General features: G+C 64.3%; 11 protein-coding genes. 8 read left to right on the top strand and 3 right to left on the bottom strand.

The window, feature by feature from the left end:
- Positions 1-39: 39 nt before the first annotated feature.
- The 4 genes from SH412_RS11060 to SH412_RS11045 all read left to right on the top strand — a co-directional run bounded on the left by SH412_RS11060 (position 40) and on the right by SH412_RS11045 (position 4,158).
- A complete protein-coding gene (locus SH412_RS11060) occupies positions 40-2,067 on the top strand; it encodes an ATP-dependent helicase (protein WP_336523574.1) in 2,028 nt (675 codons plus the stop codon).
- A 7-nt stretch (positions 2,068-2,074) separates the two neighbouring features.
- On the top strand, positions 2,075-2,785 hold the full coding sequence (tsaB, locus tag SH412_RS11055; RefSeq protein WP_336523573.1) for a tRNA (adenosine(37)-N6)-threonylcarbamoyltransferase complex dimerization subunit type 1 TsaB: 711 nt from the start codon (positions 2,075-2,077) through the stop codon (positions 2,783-2,785).
- A 121-nt stretch (positions 2,786-2,906) separates the two neighbouring features.
- Positions 2,907-3,230: a DUF6793 family protein gene (locus tag SH412_RS11050; protein WP_336523572.1), complete on the top strand. Its 324-nt coding sequence runs from the start codon at positions 2,907-2,909 to the stop codon at positions 3,228-3,230.
- 118 nt (positions 3,231-3,348) lie between these two features.
- Positions 3,349-4,158, top strand: coding sequence for an SDR family NAD(P)-dependent oxidoreductase (locus SH412_RS11045; RefSeq protein ID WP_336523571.1), 810 nt, complete (start codon positions 3,349-3,351; stop codon positions 4,156-4,158).
- A gap of 172 nt (positions 4,159-4,330) precedes the next feature.
- Here SH412_RS11045 and SH412_RS11040 read toward each other — a convergent pair whose 3' ends face one another.
- From SH412_RS11040 to SH412_RS11030, 3 genes are all read right to left on the bottom strand, one after another.
- Positions 4,331-9,430, bottom strand: coding sequence for a tetratricopeptide repeat protein (locus tag SH412_RS11040; RefSeq protein WP_336523570.1), 5,100 nt, complete (start codon positions 9,428-9,430; stop codon positions 4,331-4,333).
- A 186-nt stretch (positions 9,431-9,616) separates the two neighbouring features.
- Complete coding sequence (locus tag SH412_RS11035; RefSeq protein ID WP_336523569.1) at positions 9,617-10,612, bottom strand: S1/P1 nuclease; 996 nt, start codon at positions 10,610-10,612, stop codon at positions 9,617-9,619.
- A 179-nt stretch (positions 10,613-10,791) separates the two neighbouring features.
- Positions 10,792-12,381, bottom strand: a complete 1,590-nt coding sequence (locus SH412_RS11030; RefSeq protein ID WP_336523568.1) for a sialate O-acetylesterase — start codon at positions 12,379-12,381, stop codon at positions 10,792-10,794.
- Between SH412_RS11030 and SH412_RS11025 the strand changes: the two genes are divergently transcribed.
- From SH412_RS11025 to SH412_RS11010, 4 genes are all read left to right on the top strand, one after another.
- On the top strand, positions 12,373-12,504 hold the full coding sequence (locus SH412_RS11025; protein WP_336523567.1) for a hypothetical protein: 132 nt from the start codon (positions 12,373-12,375) through the stop codon (positions 12,502-12,504). The genes SH412_RS11030 and SH412_RS11025 overlap by 9 nt on opposite strands.
- 621 nt (positions 12,505-13,125) lie before the next feature.
- Entirely contained in the window at positions 13,126-15,276 is a 2,151-nt protein-coding gene (locus tag SH412_RS11020) for a transketolase C-terminal domain-containing protein (RefSeq protein WP_336523566.1), read from the top strand.
- A gap of 96 nt (positions 15,277-15,372) precedes the next feature.
- Positions 15,373-18,459, top strand: coding sequence for an ATP-binding protein (locus SH412_RS11015; RefSeq protein WP_336523565.1), 3,087 nt, complete (start codon positions 15,373-15,375; stop codon positions 18,457-18,459).
- On the top strand, positions 18,456-19,613 hold the full coding sequence (locus SH412_RS11010) for a sensor histidine kinase (protein ID WP_336523564.1): 1,158 nt from the start codon (positions 18,456-18,458) through the stop codon (positions 19,611-19,613). The genes SH412_RS11015 and SH412_RS11010 overlap by 4 nt, the downstream gene beginning before the upstream one ends.
- Positions 19,614-19,777: the final 164 nt, after the last annotated feature.

The raw sequence follows: 19,777 nt of genomic DNA, 5'->3' as shown, positions 1-19,777 counted from the left end.
CTCTCCTCCGCCGCTGGCGGAGCCGATCAGGAGGATGGGGTGGCTGATTTGTCGTTGAGTGCGCCGCGCGGAAGTGCAACGGCTGCGGGGGGACACCTGTCGGGGCTCAACCCGTCGCAGAAGGACGCGGTCCTGACGCTGGCGGGGCCCCTGCTGGTCCTGGCGGGGGCGGGCACGGGCAAGACGCGCGTCATCACCTACCGCATGGCCGAGCTGATCCGGACGGGAACCCAGCCCGACCGCATTCTGTCGGTCACCTTTACGAACAAGGCCGCCAAGGAAATGCAGGAGCGCATGTCGTCCCTGCTGGGCGGAAAGCGACAGCGATCACGCCCCGTCGTCTCCACGTTCCACTCGCTGTGCGTGAAGATCCTGCGGCAGGAGATCACGGCCCTGGGCTACCCCGGGACGTTCCTGATCTACGACCGCGGCGATCAGGAATCGGCGGCCCGCAAGGCGCTCCGCGACATCCGCGTCCCCGACACGTCCCTCCGTCCCGGCGATCTGCTGGCGCAGATCAGCAAGTGGAAAACGCTGGGCGTCGGTCCGGAGGACGCGCGGGACTTCATCGAAGACGATCGCGGCATGCTGGCCGCCGCCGGCTACCGCAAGTACCAGGCGAGTCTGCGGGCCGCCGGCGCGGTCGATTTCGACGATCTGCTCATGCTGACGGATCTGCTGTTCCACGAATTCCCAGACGTCCTCGGCCGTCAGCAGCAACGCTTCGACCACGTGCAGATCGACGAGTACCAGGACACCAACGAGATGCAGTTCCGGATCATCCGGGACCTCGTGCTGCCGCATGGCAACCTGTGCGTCGTCGGCGACGACGACCAGTCGATCTACGGCTGGCGCGGGGCCGAAGTCAAGCACATCCTCGGCTTTCAGCAGCACTTTCCGGGCGCCAAGGTCGTCCGACTGCAGGACAACTACCGCTGCACGCGGCAGATTCTCGACCTGGCCAACTCGCTGGTCAAACACAACCGCGGACGCCACGAAAAGACGCTGGTCGCCCACAAAGACGGCGTCGAAGTCCTGGTCCGCCCGTATGCCGACGAACAGACCGAAGCGGAAGGGGTCGTCCGCGAGATCAACTATCTCACCAAACAGCTCAACATCCCTCCCGGCGATATCGCCATCCTGTTCCGCACCAACGAGCAGCCGCGGCTGTTCGAGCAGGAGCTCAGGCGCCTGAATATCCCCTACACCCTGGTCGGCGGCCAATCGTTCTTCGATCGGCGGGAAGTGCGGGATATGATGGCCTACCTGAAAGCCATCGCTCATCCCGAGGACGAAGTCTCGCTGCTGCGGATCATCAACACCCCGGCCCGCGGCATCGGTGATACCGCCGTGGAAAAGGTCCTGACGCGGGCCGTCAAATCGGGTCAGAAATTCTGGGCGGCGGTCCCCGACGCCGTGGCGGCGAAAGAAATCACCGTCAAGACGGCCAAGGCGATGGAGGAGTTTCATCATCTCCTGGCGCGGTTCCGCAGTCAGCTTCAGACCCCCGGGCAGAAAATCAGCACGCTCCTCCGCGAATTGGTCGACGTCATCGACTACGAGTCGGAGATTGAGAAGCAGTACAAGGAAAAGCACCAGCAGCTCGCCCGCTCGGGGACGATCGACGAGTGCATCGAAGCCCTGGAACAGTACGAAGAGCGGACGCACCAGCCGACGCTCTCGGAATTCCTCGAACAGACGACCCTGGAGGGGCGGGAAGAGAACTTCGGCAACGACGACAAGCAGCTCGATCGACCCGCGGCGAAACTGATGACGCTGCACAGCGCCAAGGGACTCGAGTTCCCCCGCGTGTTCCTCGTCGGGCTCGAAGAAGGGATCCTGCCGCACAAGCGATCGGTGGATGCGGAGGGGGACGATCCCAATGCGATCGAAGAAGAGCGGCGGCTGGCGTACGTCGGCGTGACGCGGGCCAAGGACTACCTGACGCTGACGCGCGCCGAAACGCGCACGAGTTACGGCAAGCGCAAGCTGACCAAGGTCTCGCGGTTTCTGCGAGAAATGTTCGATCTCGACAGCGAAGAAGAAGCCGCCCTGCTCGGGAAGTAGCCCCGCCATGACACAGTACCTCCTCGCCCTCGAAACCAGCGGACGGACCGGCAGCCTGGCGCTGCTGGCGGACGGGAGCGTGCGCGAAACGAAACGTCTCGACGACGTCGGCCGACGACACGCCCAGACCCTCGTCAGCGAGATCCACGACCTGCTCGGACGACACGGTCTCACGCCGCAAGATCTCTCCGCAGTCGCGGTCAGCCGGGGCCCCGGAAGTTTTACCGGACTGCGAGTCGGAATCGTCTGCGCCAAAACATTCGCCTACGCCGCGGGGCTGAAGCTGCTGGCGATCGACACCTTTGACGCCATCGCGGCCGCCGCGCCCGAGGACGCCCGAGTCGTCCAGATTGTCGACGATGCCCAGCGCGGCGATCTGTTCGTGGCGACCTTTCGACGCGGGTCCGACGGCAAGCTGACGGCCGACGGGCCCGTGACGATTGCCCCGGCGGAAGTCTGGGTCGCCGCCGCGGAGCCCGACGCACTGGTGCTCGGTCCGGCAGCCGCGGCGCTGCTCGACCTCGGGTTGCGGTCGAGAGTCGCCGCCGAACCCGCGCAGAACTTTCCCGCCGCAGGCGTCGTAGGGCGTCTGGCCTGGGAACGCTTCGCGCGAGGAGAAGCGGACGACTTCTGGACCGCAGGCCCGTACTATCTGCGGGCCAGCGCGGCCGAGGAAAAGTGGGCGCTGTCGCATGGAGGCGCTTCGCCTCGGGCCTGATTCGCGAGCCGAGTCAATTGCCGAAGAACTTCTGGACGATCCGGCGCAAGCAGGGCTATACTGAGCCCGCCAGATCACAGAGCGCGGTCGAAACTCCACGTCATATCAACGGAGGTGTCGCATGGCTTTGTACGAGATCGAAACGACCGCACACATCATGATTGCCTGGGGACAGAGTCAGGCCGAGGCGGAGTCCGCGATTCGCGAGCACTACCCCGACGAAGACATCGTCCGGATCACCAAGCGCCCTCGCGATGTGTGGGTCATCTCCAAGCGGCTCCTTGGAATCGAAGGCGCCACGGAGCCCTGCCACGCCGCCCGCGACTGCCTCAGCAAGGCTCGCGGCGACAAAGTCCACGCGATCCGGCTTTACATGCAGGATACCGGCGTCGATCTGCAGCAGGCCCAGCGGGCGATCGAGACGAACATGTCGCTGGGCTGGTAAAACAGGCCGATTTGAGTTCAATTAGCACGCGGACGCAGGCGGGCCGCACGGGAACCGTGCGGCCCGCCCTTCGTTTGCAGGACGGCGCAATTCCGACAACCGGGAGTGAAAGAACATCGTGGCGAGATTGCTCGAACGAAAAGTGGCGCTGGTCACCGGCGCCGGGCGAGGACTGGGACGGGCCTTCGCCGAGCGGCTGGCCGCGCTCGGCTGCCATGTCGGCATCCACGGCATGCGCGAAAACGGCCCCGCCGAATACGGCGAAGGGACCACGCTGACCGAGACTGCCCGTCAGATCGCCGAACAGTTCGGCGTCCGCACCGTGCGGGTCCTGGGTGACCTGACTCTCGAAGCGGACGCCGCGCGAGTCGTCGCGACGGTGGGAGCCGAACTCGGCCCGCTCGACGTCCTCGTGCACAACGCGGGCGGCGACATCGCCGCCGCCGGCGGCAAACCGAATCCCAACGACGCCGTCATGATCAAGGAAGTCGACGTCCGGTCCGTGATGGACCGCAACCTGCTGAGCACCGTGCTGATCTGCCAGCAGGCCGCCCGCGTGATGATGCCCCGCAAGTCCGGACGAATTGTGACGATCAGCTCGATCTCGGCGTTCAAAGGCAGCGAAAACAGCGCAATCTACGCCACCGCCAAGGCGGCGGTCGTCGAATACACGCGCTGCCTCGCCGTGCAGATGCGACCGTACAACGTGACGGTCAACAGTCTCGCGCCAGGGGACACCCGGACCGGACGTTACCTCGGCACGCGGCACGTCCCCGAGGACCGGCTCGTCAGCGATGGAACCCTCGATCGCGTCGCCCTCGTCGATGAAGTCGCTCGCGTCGTCGAGTTCTTCGCCGGCCCCCTGGGAGACTTTGTCACCGGACAGGTCCTGCGCGTCGACGGCGGCAGTCAGTGCTGGCCGGGATAGCCCGCGCGGTTGAAGAATTGTTGCAAGGAGTCCCGAACAGGAATGTCCGGGACACCTTTTCTGCGGAAACTTCGTCAGGTGGGACAGACATTCCTGTCTGTCCCCAATTCCTCAACAACCTGTATTGTCAGGCGGTTCATCGCGATGGAAGCGTTCGCTCGGCCCTGAATCGTCATTGGGGAGGCGCAGCTTCCGCCGGATCGGCTCGATCGATCTCGGCGTGCCGCTCCCGGTCGAGCGGATGAGATTGCTCCAGCGTCCAGCCCAGCTTGCGGGCGCGGCTCCAGGCCTCGACCGCCTCTTTCTTCTGGCCGAGCTGCCAGAGCGCCTCCGCCAGCCGCGCCTGCAGGCCGCCGCGCCGTTCCAGTTCCGGAGAATTGCGGAGGTCCTGCAACGCCGTCTGAGGGCTCCCGGTTTCGATGGAAACCGAAGCCGACGTATCCAGCAAATCGGGCTGTGCACCCGCCAGCTTGATGGCCTGCTGAATGGCTCCCCGCGCCAGTTCGGGATTCTTGTGCAGCTTCGCCGTCATAAACGCGGTGTTATTCAGCCCCACAACGTTTGTCGGCTCAATCTCCGTCACTCGCGAATACGCGGCCAGCGCCCCCTCCCAGTCCGCCATCGTCTGAGAAATATCGCCGATCAGAAGCTGAAGCCGCGCCCGACGTTCCGGAAGCGTCTCCTCGGCCGCCGCCTCGATCACGCGCGTTCGGGCCTCCTGAAGTTTGCCGGCCGGCAGCTTCGCATCGCGCACGATATTCGAGACCGTCGCCGCAGCCGTCAGAGTATCGAGCCGGGACCAGTTCGCCCCGACCAGCTCCAGAGCTTCGGTCACCCGCTGCTGCCGGACCAGCAGTCCCACGAGCTCCAGCACGTGAGCCGCCGTGCGAGCGCTCCCGGCAAGCACCTGCCGTCGCAAGGTCTCCGCTTCAGGGGCCGCGCCGAGCCTCTCAAGCAGTCCCGCGGCGTCGGCGATCGCCAGCAGTCTCCATTCGGCGACCAGCGGAGCAAGCACGGGTTTCGCCAGCAGACTTTGAGACGCGCTGTGATCGCCGCCATTCTGCGCCTTGACGACTTCGCCCCAGGCCCCCTGCATCGCGGGGTCTGCCGGCATCAGTTCCAGCAGCCGTTCGCCTTCGACGAGAAAATCGGGGCGCTCCACCCACTCGCTGATCAGCACCGAGCTGTCCTGCTTCAGTTTGACGTCGGCCGTCCGCGTGAGCAGTCCGATCGCCGAGGCCGCCTGGCCGTTGAGCTCCAGGAATGCCGCCCGGGCGCGCGCCGTTTCCCACGCCAGGGGCGCAATCAGCTCCAGCCGACCGAGCGCCTGTTCCGCATCCGATCTCATCTCCGAATCGGCGCCGAACCGCCGCAGCATCTGCTGGAGATATTCGATCTTCACTGCGATCGACGTCGGGAATTCATCTTCCAGTTCCCGATATCGAGCCGCAGCCTCCGGCCACCGACCGGCGACGGCCAGGATCCGCGCCGTCGCCAGGCCGCTGGCGGCGTCGCGAACGGCCCCGGCTGAATCGCTGACCAGCGCCGCGGCGCTCGCCTGCTCCGCCGGAGACGACTCCCGTTCCAGCGCGGCAGCCAGCGTCTGAAGCGTCGCCCGCGTGCGGTCTCCCAGCCGGACAGCCTCCAGCAGCGCCTGCCGCAGCAGGAGCCGGCCCGCGGGCCCCGGGTCGCGCAAGGCCAGTTGCGCGGTCAGCAGTTGAACGTCCCGCTGCACACCCGGAGGCAGGCTGGCCAGTCGATCGCGCAAGGGCTGCAGCAGTTCGACGGGCTCCTGGCTGTCGCGGAAACGCAGCGACATCCGCACGGCCGACAATCGCAGCAGATCATTCTTCGGTTCGGCCGCGACGGCCTTGCGATAAAACTCCATGGCAGCCTGCCACTCGGCGACACGCAGTTCGGGGCGTTCGCGACCGATCTGCTCGTGCAGCCGAGCCAGCGTCCAGGGTTTCGTCTCGGGCGGTGCGGCCGGAAGACGTTGCTCCGCCAACTTGACGATCTCGTCGAGCTGCGCTCCGGTCGCCCCTCGACGCAGCCGTTGCTGAATCAGAAATTCCCAGGCCTCTGGCAGTGCTCGACCGCGGTCGGTCACGAACGCCAGCAGTTCGTCGTCGCTGACATCCGACAGCCCGTTGCTGGCCGCAGCGTTAAACTGCCAGACGCGCAATTGATCCCGCGGATCGCCCGACTTGGCGGCGACCTTTCGCGCCAGCTCGCCCGCCTGTCCAAAATCGTTCCGCGCCGCGACCCACATCGAAACGGACCGTCCGAGCGGACCGAGCAGTTGCGACTGGTCCTCGGACTCCAGTTGCCGAACGGTGTCCCGGAACTCCGACTGTCGCTCGTTCTTGTACAAGTTCTCCAGAACCGCGTAAATCACTTCCTGCGAGCGATCCCCCAGTTGAAAGGCGTGTTCCCACTCCTTGACCGCCGCCTCTCGATCCCCCTGCAGACTCAACAGCAGCCCTCGCAGCCGGGGCACCGCCGACCAGGTCGGCCGCCACCGTTCCACCTTCTGGATCAGTTGACGCGCTTCGAGCAGTCGCTTCTGCCGATCTGCGGCATCGCTCTCGCGATTCAACCCCAGCAGCATCCGCCAGGCGTTCAAATAGGCCACCGTACTGTCCAGCGTCCCCTCTGCCCGACCAATTGCCGCCAGACTCTCGTCCCAGAGCTTCTCGGGAATCGGCGCATCCGGCCGAGCAGCCTGCTGCCGCAGCAGGGTCTCGACTAGCTGCAGCCGCAGGGCGTTGTCTTTCGGCGCCAGCGCGCAGGCCGCCTCGGCCAACCGCCGCGCCTCGTCCCAGTTCTCGCGCGAACCCCGCCAGATCCCCAGCGACGACAGCACCGCAGCCTGCCCCACCGCCGGCAGCTCCGCAGCCCGCCGTTCGATCTCCTGCAGGTAGTCTTTGGCCGCCGCTTCGTCCTTGGGCAGCAACGCGTTCGCCTCCGCCAGCAGAAGCTGCGGCGTCGTACCCAGCGCCGCTCGAGCGGCGTCGAGCTCCTTCTGCACCAGCGTACGGCGCTCCGGCTCGTCCAGGTCGATCCGTTCGTTGGCCGACTGCAGCCGCGCCAGCCAGATTGCGGCATCGGAGGGGAACCGTTCGCACGCGGCGGCGAACGCCTTATCGAGTTGCTCGACCTCCGCTTCCAGCAGCCGAGGCACGGCGGCGCTGCGAAGCGATGCGTCGGTCCACACCTTCAAACGGAGCGTACTCAGTTCCGCCGCCGCCAGTTCGGGCGAGTCCGGTGACACTTCCCGAGCTTTTTTCAACATGGCGTCAAGCAGTGACCATTTCCGCTCGCTGGGAGGGAGCGAAATCAATTGCCGTTGGAGAATTCCGCATAGCCGCAGCGCAGCCCCCGGCAGATTCGAGGCCGCCTTCAGGTGCGGAATCGACTCTTTCGAACGTCCCGCGGCAATCAGCGACTCGGCAAGGCTGAACTGCGTCGCGGCGGACAACGGTTCGCTCTTCGCCAGCGAATCCAGAACGTCGACCGCCTGCTCCGGGTGCCCCAACTCGTGGAACGCCCGCGCGAGCAGCCCCGCCGTCCGTCGACGCCACGGCGACGCTGTGCCGGCTCGATCTTTGAGTTCGCTGGCGATCAGCAGCATCTCGCGCGGCGACCTGGCCAGCAGCGCCGCGTGCAGCCGCAGAGAATCGACGATCAGCGGATCCAGCCCCGCCGACTTCATCGACTCGACGAGACCGTTCACTTCCGTCAGCAGCGGCGCCCGCTCACGGTCGGGAAGGCTCTCGCAGCGCTGCAGCAGCGCCTCCGCCAGTGTCAGGTTCAATCGCTGCCGGGTCTCGAGATCCCGAAGAAATGTGGCCGAGTATCGAAACTGCGGGCGGCGCTCCGGCATCGCCGACAGCCCCTGCCGGGCGCGTCGTTCCGCCGCCTCCAGGGCCGAAGTTCGCTCCGCGGCCGACCCCGCCATCGCCGCATCCCCCAGGTCGAGCTGACCCAGCAGCAGCTCGCAGCGAACTTTCAGCTCGGCGTGCTCCAGCCCCGCTTCGGCAATCCGACGCGCTTCACGCTGCAGCTTCTGAGTCTGATCGAGATCGACGTCCTGCAGCGCGATCCGGCGCGCCTGCGTCAAGTCGAGCTCCAGAGGAATGCGCTCGACCTCCGTCGCCTCCGTCGCCGCGGACAGCAGCGTCTCGACGTAGTCCAGCCGGGCGGTGCGGGCCGGACGCTGCAGGCAAGTGAGAAATTCCTCGGAAGTGATCCGCCCGTCCCCGTTTCGATCGGCGAACGGCGGAACTCGCATGTCCCAGCGCTTGGACCGCTCGATGACCCCGTCGTTTCTATCGAGTTCCAGCAAGCCAAAAACGGACGCCAGCTCCTGGTCCGCCGCCTGCGGCGACCGGACTCCGGTTTCGCGTTCGGCAGGCAGCTCCAGCACGAACTGGGCCGTAGCAAGCTGAGCCGACGGGCCGGGGATTTCCTCCCGCATCAGCGTCAACAGTCCGATCGCCGCCGGCACTCCGCTCAAACGGCTTCCGACAGCCGAATCGGTCAAACGCTTTCCAAAGTCCGACCACTCCTCAGACCGGGCCAGCATGGCGTCGGGAAGTTTCGGGGCGACATCCGACTCGGTCCAGAGTTTCGCCAGCCCCACGTAGGCCGCCGTCCGCTCCGGAGCCGCTTCCAGGCAGCGCCCCCAGCTTTCCTGCGCTTCAACAAACTGACGCAGCGCCACCTGACACTGAGCGATCCGCTCATCGATCCCGGGCAAGTCGGCGGCTGGGGCATCCTTCCGCAGAAGTTGGAGGTGGGCCACGGAATCGCCGTAACGCTGCAGCAGAAACTGTCGGTCCGCAAGCCGCGAACGAACTGCCCCGCGTCCCGGGTCGAGCCTCAGCAGTTCTTCTTCCGCCGCAATCAGCGCCAGAATCACTCGCGACTCCCGCGCCGCCGCTTCCTGCAGATCGACAATCCGTTCGAGGACGTCCGCCTGCTGCCCCGGACTCAGCCGGCGAATCGACCGTCCGAGCTGGAGGTACTGTCGGTAAAGTCCGACGGCACGTTCGATCTCACCCGCTTCGGCCGCTTGATCCGCCCGCTCTCGAATCACATCGCAATTGCGATAAACGAAGTAGCTCCGAAGTCCGTACGCCGTTCCCCCCAAGATGACCAGAATCACCAACGTCCGCAGAATCAGACGGCCGTTGAGACGCGAATCCTTCGACGATTTTCCCCGGGTGCGGGTCAGCTTTCTCAGTAGACGTTCGAGAAACTTGAGCATGGCGCTGCGGCGGCTCCTGAGGTGCACCGACGGATGTCAATCTCCACAGCTATACTCTAGCCGGGAAACCTGCCACAACGGGGCTGTTCACGAATCGTATCGGGAACCGCAAGGCGAAATCTCCCCCAGACGGCGCAATTGCGACAATCCCTCTTCAGAAACCTGCTCAAGCGTTCCGGACTTCGATCAGCGATCTCCGTCGGCAACCTGGGCCAGGACCGTCCCCAGGCGATATCCGGCCGAAACAATTCGAGTTTCCGCAACGGCCCCTGCCGACTTCAGATAGCTTTCGCTGAGCGCCAGCGACGGCAGCTCCCTTCGACCATCGCGGGGAAGTTGACGGAGAAACGCCAGCACCTCTGCGCAATATACCGCGTCGCGGCAGGCGGCATGGCTTTCGGCCACCCACTCGACTTCGTCGAGCTGTCGACCAGCCGCCTCGCCAAGGCTTCGCCGGTCAGGCTTCGCGATCAGTCCGAGAGCCCGGTTGCGAGCCTCCGTCACCGCCATCCGTCCCCCCGGCAATCCATCCCAGACCGAATGCAGATTGGACCTTTGCCCCGTTCGAATCAGATTGCCGCCGCGGTCCCCCTCGGGAAACAGCCCCTCCGCAAACATCGCCGTCGAATGCAGCGGCTGATGCACGTCGCCGACTGTGTGGAAGATCCAGGTCAGCATCAACGCCCGCTCCGACTTGTCGGCGGCGGGATCGCCAGCCAGACGCCGTGCCAGTCGGATGGCCTGCACGACGTTCAAATCCTGGACCGCGGACTGCGTCGGATCGAGCGTCAGGTTGATCGCAATCGAACCCTGCAGACGCTCCCGGTCCCGATCGGTCAGAAACAGAGGTCGGTTGATATAGTGCCAGGTGCCGCGATGAAATTTCTCCTTCTCCGCTTCCGGGAATCCGCGCACCAGATCCGGCCAGATCGCAGCCTGCTGGAAAGCCCATTCGTCCTTCAGCTCCGCGGCCCCCGAACGAACTTCCGCCGGCACGGCCCCCTCGAAATCCTGCGCGTAACGCGGATGATGTTTCAGGAGGGCGACGATCCTCTCGCGCTGAGCCGGCGTGAGCTGCCGGAACGCAATCGAAGCAATAATCTTGTGGCCGGCGTCGCTCCAGGCCTGCGCATGAGCCGCCAGGAACAGGACAAACAGCAGGGCTAACGTCGGCCGACGCATAGGGTGCCTTTCGGAACAATGAGGAGGGATCGCCAGATTCGTTATCCGGCGGGCGGACCCGCGGTTCCAGCGACGCCGGGAAAACTCATCGAAAACCCATCAATCCGAAAATGCTGGCAGCCGCAGAGTCTCCTCCGCGGCTGCCACCCGAGTTCAAACTTCCGTCGGCGCTAACTCGCTCATTTCGCGCTCGCGGTCACACCCGGCCAGTCGTCGGTCCGGAACGGCGTCAGCGGCAGTCCTTCCTCGCTGTACATGTTGCAGACCGGGTTGTCGGCCCAGGCATAGCGGACCGCGACCGGAACGGCGACATCCGGGCTGGAGACTTCAATCGTGTCCGGTCCAACGAGCTTTGCCTGGGCCGGGACCCACTTCTTATCTTCCCCGGCAATCGTGAAGCCGACCGGATCAGCCACGTCGAAGGGACGGAAACCCTTCCCGGTGTGGGCGAATTTCAGCACGATCTTCGCCCCCTGCTTCTCCAGGCTCGCGTACTCCGGACTGCGGTACGCCACGTCGACGCCATAGTCCTTCGCCAGCGCCCACCGAGCCAGCCGATGCGCGACGTCGACCTTGTTCCGCGGGTGAATGTCCTTCCCTTCGCCGATGTCGATAATCACCGCCTGGCCGACGTTCGGCAGCTTCGACATCGTCATCGTCTGGGCCTCGCGCAGTTCCGCCCAGGCGCTCTCGCCGGGCTCGGGTTTCTCGGCCAGGAAGTCGGCGAGCTGCACGTAGTAGAACGGAAAGTCCCCCTGCCCCCATTCATCGCGCCAGCTCTTGATCATCAGCGGGAACAGCTCGCGATACTGGTAGGCCCGGCCGGCGTTCGTCTCCCCCTGATACCAGATCGCGCCACGGATGCCGTAGCCGATCGTCGGCTTCAAGACGCCGTTGTAGATGTTCCCCGGACGGGCATTGCCGGTCAGTTGATTCCGCGGATCCTGCGGCTGACGGGGGGCCGGCTTGCCCGCCGCTTTGGCGTCCGCGACCGCTTTTTTCCAGTCCTCAAGTTGCTGCTCGTACCGGGCCACGGTCTCGGGTTTTCCGGCGTTTTCTTCGATGGCCTTCCAACGGTCGAGCAGCGGCTGGTACTGCGGGTCGGCGGCCAGAATGTCCCGCTTGATCCATGCCTCGCAGGCCGATCCCCCCCAGGCGTCGTCGATCAGCCCGACCGGAACTCCCAGGGTCAGGTGGAGCTTGCGGCCGAAGTAGTAGCCGACGGCGGAGAAGTCTCCGACCGTCGCGGGACTGCAGACCTGCCAGGCCCCCTTGAAATCGCGCTGCGGCTCCTGCGTGCCGACCTGCGGGACCGAAATCAGACGAATCTGCGGAAATTTGGCGGTCAGGATCGCCAGGTCGGCATCGGTCGACTGCTTCACCGCCCACTGCATATTGGACTGTCCGGAGCAGACCCAGACTTCACCGACCAGCACGTCTTCAATCGTCAGCTTGTTCTTCCCTTCGACGGTCAACGTCAACGGGCCGCCGACCGGCAACGCCTTCAGGCTGACCATCCATTTCCCGTCCGTTCCCGCCGTCGCTTCATGCGTCTGACCGGCGATTGCCACCTCGACCTTCTCGCCGGGATCCCCCCAGCCCCACACGCGGTTGGACTGCCCCTGCTGCAGAACCATGTGATCCGTAAACAAAGCCGGAAGCTTCACGTCGGCCCGGACGGGGCCGCAGACTCCAATCACAGCTCCCAGAGCCAGGCAAGCTGCGGCGAGCCCCCGCTGAAGTTGCCGCCGGCGTTGAACATGGTGCATATCACTGTTCCTTTCAAAGTGAACCCGAAACGGTGGGCCGACACGGTCGAGCGCGATTCGGAGATCGCCGAAACCGCGGCGCACGACGCGCTCGGCTTCGTAGCCGCATCGCAACGCATCTGACATTCCCGATGCCACGGCAGTATCAGCCGACAGCGGCAGGGATGCAAGGAGCCGGAACGACTCCTCAGCGACGCCCGATTCAGCACTCCACCCGGTCCCGGACCGGCTTCCCGTCCCAAGACCCGAATCGAAAAGACATGCACGTTTGAGCATACTTCGGATGCTCTGCCAAACAATCGCCCTCTCTCCCACGTTGCTTGATCGCCTCATTCTCGTCAAAACACCCATCCATCGGTGTTACCATCAGCCGGGGTCATTCCCAATTCACGCGACTCCACTTGATGGCATGCGAGCTCGATGCCGCGACGTGGCCCCACGGCCCCGCGGATCGGTTGCCGATGGTCGAACAATTCTCGCCAACCGACACAGATGCGTTGTCTGTAAGTCCGGTAATTACATCGGGATGTAGCGATTGTGTCGAGGCATCCTCGCGCGGTCGGAGTTCGTCCGCTCCGTCAAGTCTCACCGCTCGCCTTAAGCCGATTTGGTGAGCGCGCGAAAGTTTTTCTGCGGTCGAAGAACGAATTTCCGCACAAAACGAGAAACCCGAGAAACTGGTATTTTCACCACCCGTAGACCTGCTTAGGGTGTGAAGTTGAAAAAAGGAAACAAACTGGGGAAATGTCCTCAAGTGCGGATGTCCCCTGCCGGGTGTGGAATATCGGCCGCAAGGACTGTCGGGGAGGCGGATCGGAAATGAACCAGATCGACTGGGAACGGACGGGCGATTCGCAACCTGCCGGGGCTGGCTGGTTGCGTCCGCATATTGAGTTTGGTCAGTCCGAGGTGCTCCGTGGTCAGCCCGAGCAGGATCAGGCCCGCCCGGCCACGGTGGACTCGGAAACTCTGGCAGACTTTGTGTGCCGCGGTGTGCACGGCTGGCTGAATATGCGGCTGCAACCGCTCACTGTCGTGTCGCTCGTGCCGCAGAGCCTGCTCCCGCGGCTTTCGGAAGAGGGCGACAGCAGGGTCTTCTGGGCAGAGAACGACGCAGGCTCAGCCCTGCAGTGGGCGCTGTCCCTCGTCGGACGCAAGCAACGCGTCGTCGTCTTGATCTCGGCCCGCCAGCTCCGCCAGCACCTGGACGAAATCTGCGGCGGTATCGGAACACGCCTGCTGCTCATCGTCATTTTGACGCCGGACGACGACTCCGAAGCAGGCGGCCGCGGCCTGTCGCCCAATGAATCCTGCCTCTCAATGCTGAGCCTGCTCCCCTGGAAATCCGTGATGGTCCCGGCAGATCCCTTTGACTGCCGGGAAATGGTGTCACTGGTCGCCTCCGCCGTTGAGCCGACCGCAATTCTCGTTTCCGCACGGCCGCGGCTGCCGATTGCGTTTCCCGACTCGCGAACGTCGATCCAGTTCGGAAGATCCGAGTGTCTGTTTCGAGGCGGCGAGGTGGTCCTGGCGGCGATCGGCGAATCCGTCGCGCCGGCGGTGGCGGCAGCTCGTCGGCTGACGGCATCCGGGCAAACGGTTTCGGTGCTGAACCTGCGCTTTGCCGCGCCCTTCGATCACCGGACCCTGGCCCGGGAAGTTCGCGATGCGAAGCGACTCTACGTCATCGATGCCGGCGCAAAGCCATCGTCGGTCCTGACACCTCTCCAGGGAGAGATCCTGCGGTCCCTGCGACGGATCGGATGGCCGACTTCATCGCGGCAGATCGTGCTGCATGGCCCGATCACTCCCGAAACCCTGGAGTCGCACGTCGATCAGATCGTCCAGTCCGTCCGCAACTCGGGATTTGCGGCGAGAGATCGAGACCTTCACTCCTCGCCCAATCAGCCGATGAAACGCGCCGGGCTCGACAGCTTCGGATTCTCTCTCTCGTCCCTGAGGCACGAGCACGAAGCGGTCCAGGCCACGGTCCTGTCGCCGCAGATCGAAGCCTGGTATCAGACCTACTCGACGGTGGGACCGCGCGGTCGCTACCTGTGGCAATGGTGTCAGCACGGAGCCTATCTGACGACTCTTCCCTGCGTCCGGGAGGACTTGGTTCAGCACGTCTGCGAAACCAAAGTGCTGTCGATCATGCTCTGCGTCCTGCTGGACGACGTCGCCGACGAACAGGGGCGAGAGACCCTGCTCGACGTCCTGTTCCGGATCATTGAACCGCAGGAAGGGGTCGATCTGTCTGGCCTGTCGGCGCCGGACAGGCGCTGGGCGAAGGTCACTCGGGAACTCGCGACGACCTACCACGAACGGATTCGCGAGTGCCCGCTGTATGCGGAATATGCGGATCTGCTCAACTTCGATCAGCAGCAGTATTTCAACACAATGCGGTACTCGAGCCTCCTCAACCGGCATCTGAATCTGCTCAATCCGACCGAGCACGACCTGTATCTCCCACACGCCATGCACATGATGAGCTTCTCGACGCTCGACCTGATGTGCTCGCCCGGATTTCCCGCGGAGGATCTCGGGCGGCTGCGGGAGGCCCTGTGGCAACTCCAGTGCATGGGACGCGTCGGCAATCTGCTCAGCACGTGGCGCCGCGAGATTCCTCAGAGCGATTTCACCAGCGGGGTCTTTGCGCGGGCGGTTGTCTCAGGCGACCTGACTGTCTCGGATCTGGCCAACCCCTCTCCCCACTTTGTCGAAGACGCCGTTGTCGACGGCCGTCACGAACGGCATTTCGCGCGCCGCTGGCACAGCCATCGCCATCGTTACATTCGTAAGGCTCGTGATATCCGCAGTCTGGATTGGAAAAAACTGCTCGAAGGAAACGAGCGATTCTTCCGTATGCATCTGGGCAGCCGAGGCTTGATCTGATCGGCCGACGGCTGCCCTTCCTCCGGCCGATCAATTCCGATGTCGAGATCGCTCGCAGTAGCGACGAGTCTCGCCGGAACTCCTCGGACGGTAGAGATGCTCGACAGACTGCTGGACCGCTGCGGTGGGTGGTATGTCCTCGTGATGATGCTCATCACGAGGCCGCTCTGCCTTTTGGGCGGCGCTCTGACGATCTACTTCGTCAGCCTCTCCATGGCTCTGCCGCATGCCCTGCTCGAACACCTGATTCTGTTCGCCGCAATCTGGATTGCCATCTCCACCATCTCCACGGTGCTGCTCGCTCAGTACGAGACGCGCACACTGCGCAGGGTGATTGAAGAGATCCGCGCCGGACACGGCGTTTCTCCTGCCGATGGAGATCGAGCCGGCCGCGAAGCCGCGATGTTCAGCAGCCTGCACCACTGGCGCGAAAGCTGGCTGGTCCCGCTGACGACCGTCCTCCCGATCAATGCCTGGCTCTGGGTCGTCGATTCGCCGCCGCTCCTTCTGCTCCTGCAGATCGGAGCCGCCGGGTTTGTCGGCATTTCCGCCGTCCTGCTCATGACCTTCTTCGCCGCCGAACGCTGGATGGCGACCTGCACCACGTTTCTCCTGTCAAACGGCGTTCAAATCGACTTCCGCGACCTGCCGCGAAGTCATCTGCGACGACGCATGAACGTCTGCTTCGGCCTGACCCTCGCCATCACCGCCCTGATGATCGGCAGCCTGGCCAATCAACGCGCCTTTGAAATCGTCCAGAACCCCGCTTCGCAGATGGAGGCCGTCGCCAGCCTGCGCGAACACACCGTTGGCATCTCCATCACCGCCGTCGCCGTCGGTTTGCTCCTCTCCCACTTCCTCTCGTCCTCGGTCTCCACCCGCGTCGACCACCTCGTCGCCGCCATGCAACGCGTCAAATCCGGCCGGCTCGACGAGCGCCTGATGCCCGTCGGCAACGACGAAATCGACCACCTCGCCCGCGAATTCAACACGATGGTCGAGCAGCTCAACCGCAACGACGCCATGATCCGCGAACTCAACTCCACCCTCGAAGAAAAGGTCCGTCTGCGAACGCGACAGTTGATGCGGAGCAAGAAAACTCTCCAGAGATCCTTCCGGAAACTCCGCGAAACCGACCGGCTGAAGACCGAATTCTTCTCGAACGTCAGCCACGAGCTCCGCACCCCCCTCACTATGATTCTCGCCCCCGTGCAGCGGCTGCTCGAACAGTCCGACGCCCTCCCGGAACGCGATCGCTCCCTCCTCGACGTCGTCCGGCTCAACGGCCTGCGCCTGCTCGAACTCATCAACCAGCTCCTCGAATTCTCCCGCGTCGGCTCCGGCAAGGAAGAGCTGCGCCCCGAAAGCCTGCACCTCAATCGGCTCGTGGAATCGCTCGTCCGCTCGGCGGAACCCCTCGCCGAGCAGCGCGGCGTGCGGCTGACCGCTCGTCTTGAGGCCACTCTGCCACTGACCTCGGCCGACCCCGACAAGCTCGAAACGGTCATCCGCAACCTGGTCTCCAACGCGCTCAAGTTCACGCCGCAGGGCGGTGCCGTGCACGTCGAAACCCGGCTCCAGAACGACCGGCTGCTGCTCAGCGTGGCCGATACGGGAATCGGCATCAAACCCGAAGATCACAACCGGATCTTCGACCGGTTCGTGCAGATCGACGGTTCCCGCTCCCGCGCCTTCTCCGGCACGGGATTGGGGCTGTCGCTGGCGCGCGAGCTCATCGAACTTCACGGCGGCACGATCGGCGTCGACAGCGAGCTCGGCCGCGGCGCCACTTTCTGGATCGAGCTCCCGGTCGTCAAACCGCTGGTTCCCGTGGCGGCCGCGATCTCCCCCACCGCCTCGGGAATGCGAAGCACTTTCGCAGAACTGCAGACATTCCCCGGCTCCCGCCCGATCCCCGCGGTCGCGGGCTCCGTCGACGAAACGTCGCCGCTGATCCTGATCGTCGACGACACTCCCGAAATGCGGTTCCTGATCGGCGACGTCCTGTCGGACCACTATCGGATCGAACTGGCCGCGGACGGTTTCGAAGCGCTGGAGACCCTGGAGCGTCTGACCCCCGATCTGGTGATCTCCGACGTCATGATGCCGGGTCTCGACGGCTACGAACTGTGCCACCGGGTCCGCGCGGACGCGCGCTGGTGCAATCTCCCCTTCGTGCTGCTGACGGCACGCGCAGAAACCTCCATGAAAATCGAGGGTCTGCAGTGCGGGGCCGACGACTATCTGGTCAAGCCGTTCGACGCCGAGGAGCTCCGCGCCCGCGTCCGGTCGCTGCTGCGCGTCCGCGACCTGCACCGGCAACTGGAAGTCAAAAACCGCGATCTGGAATCGACGCTCCGCGACGTCAAGGCGATGCAGTCGCAGCTCGTCCATTCGGAGAAAATGAACTCCATCGGCCAGCTCGTCGCGGGCGTCGCCCACGAAATTAACAACGCCATCAACGCCGTCTACAACGGCATTCAGCCCCTGGCGAGCAAGGTCGGCGCCGTCCGCGAGATCCTGACCGCCCGCGAGGCGTCCGGCAGGCTGGACGTCGACATCGACCGGGGGCTGACGCGAATCTCAAGCCTGGCGGAAGTGATCCTCCACGGTGCGGAACGCGCCACCCGCATCGTCCAGGATCTCAAAACTTTCTCCCACCCGGGGGCGGAAGTTCCGCAGTGGTTCGACGTCAACCGCTCCCTCGACGTCTGCATGAACCTCCTCGGCCACGAACTCAAAGACCGCATTACGGTTCACTGCGACTACTGCGAATCGGCACGCATCTTCGGTCCGCTGGGAGAGCTGAACCAGGTCTTCATGAATCTGCTCAATAACGCCCGCCAGGCGATCTCCGGACCAGGTGACATTTTCGTCCGCACCAGTCTGGAAGAGGGCTGGCTGACCGTCGCCATTCGCGACACGGGCTGCGGAATTCCCGATTCGGTCCGGAACCGGATTTTCGACCCGTTCTTTACGACCAAGGACGTCGGCGTCGGAACGGGGCTGGGATTGTCGATCAGTTGCCGAATTGTCGAAGGCCTCGGAGGAAACCTCCGGTTTGTCTGTCCTCCGGAGGGGGGCACGGAATTTACGATCACCGTCCCCGCGGATGATCGAGGCGAGACGAAGTCAGGAACAGTCATCGAGGTCTCGCGACCTCTGGAGATCGTGGCGCAATGAAGCCGGAACTGCTGTACGTGGACGACGAAGTGGGCAATCTGGTGGTCTTCGAGGCCGCCTTCGAGGACGACTTCCAGATCACCCTCGCCCAGAGCGCCGAGGAAGTCCTCGAGCTGATGGAAGAGCGGGCGTTTGCCGTGGTCGTCGCCGACCATCGCATGCCGCGGATGACCGGCGTTGAACTCCTGGAAATCCTGCGGGAACGACACCCTCTGACCAAACGCATCCTCCTCACGGGCTACACCGACCCCGCGGCGATGATCGATTCGATCAACCGTGGCCAGGTCTTCCACTACGTCCGCAAGCCCTGGGAACGCCACGAGCTGCTGGCGATCCTCCGGCGGGCGTTCGAAGCCCACGATCTCGAAATCGCCAATCAGACCCTCACCAACCAGCTTATCGCCGCAGACCGGTTGGCGACGCTGGGACAGGCCACCGCTCGAATCGCCCACGAAATGGGCAATCAGCTTTGCATGCTCCCCCTGCTCGAAGTCATGCAGGGAGAGTTTGCCGGCAACCCGCGAATGCAAAAAATCGCCGGCTTCGCCACGCAAACCTACGAACGGCTTGTGGCCCTGGTCGAAGAAGTCAAGAAATTCGTCCGGCAGGAGCATGAGGAATTCGACCGACGCCCCCTGGCGCTGGACGAGCTGATTCAGGAACTGGTCTCCTTCCTCCGATTCGACCGCAAGATCGACGTCACTCGAGTCCACGCCCAACTGCGGGACGCCCCCCCCGTCCTCGGCAACCGCTTCAAGCTGCAGCAGGTTCTGACCAACCTCATCAAAAATGCCTCGGATGCCATTGACGGGCGCGAAGACGGCTGGATCCGCATCAGCCTGCAGCAGGATGGAGACCGCGTCCGCATCGATGTCAGCGACAACGGCTGCGGCATTCCGGAATCGATTGCCGAACGTGTCTGGCAACCGTTCTTCACGACCAAAGGGGCCAACGGAAACGGACTCGGACTGGACGTTTGCCGACGACTCGTCGAATCGCACGGCGGCTCGATCGCCTGCGACAGCGTCTGCGGCGCCGGAACCACATTCTCGATCAGCCTCCCCGCGGCGGATTCTGCGTCTGCTGCAGCGTACAGTCGTACGTCGACAGGCTTGAAGGCCGCTCTCCCCGTCATTTCCCGCCCGGAACAATGAACCTTTCTGCCTGTAGCAACTGCAGCGGAAGCGCCGGACATTTCGAACACAAGGGCCAAGACCGCAAAGGCGGGAATGAACCTCGCCGGGGGACCTGTCGAATTCTGTAGACAGGGCAACGGCTCGAGTGGCGAGCCATCTGTCGATGGACCTGCAGATTCCGC

This window comes from Planctellipticum variicoloris, assembly GCF_030622045.1.
Lineage (GTDB): Bacteria > Planctomycetota > Planctomycetia > Planctomycetales > Planctomycetaceae > Planctellipticum > Planctellipticum variicoloris.
Note: the sequence above shows the minus strand (reverse complement) of the source record. Positions and strands in the feature narration are given on the sequence as shown.